Genomic DNA, 282 nt, shown 5'->3' with positions numbered 1-282 from the left:
GGCATGAAGGCGACCGTCTTCGTCGACGTCGTCGACGCGTGGTCGTACGTGGGGTCCGTGCGTTTCGAGCGGGCCGCCGCGATGTACACGATCCTCACCGGCGAACCGGTCGAGATCGGCTACCGCGCCTGCCGCGTCCCCGGGGCCCCCACGGCCGAGGAGGTCGTGGCCGCCGCGCGGATCAGCGCCATCGAGCTCAACGTCGAGGAGATCGTGCCCGCCGACTCCACCGACGCCTGGCGATTGCTGACCTGGGCGATGGAGTCCGGCGAGGCGGTGCAG

The 282-nt window shown here is 71.3% G+C and carries 1 protein-coding gene; it reads left to right on the top strand.

What is annotated here, in order from left to right; genetic code table 11:
* The coding region (locus D9V41_RS18220) for a thioredoxin domain-containing protein (RefSeq protein WP_208006962.1) at window positions 1-282 on the top strand (282 nt) is incomplete at both ends.

Source organism: Aeromicrobium phragmitis (assembly GCF_003674095.1).
Taxonomy (GTDB): Bacteria; Actinomycetota; Actinomycetes; order Propionibacteriales; family Nocardioidaceae; genus Aeromicrobium; species Aeromicrobium phragmitis.
The sequence above is the reverse complement of the archived record's forward strand: the minus strand, read 5'-3'. Positions and strand labels throughout refer to the sequence as shown.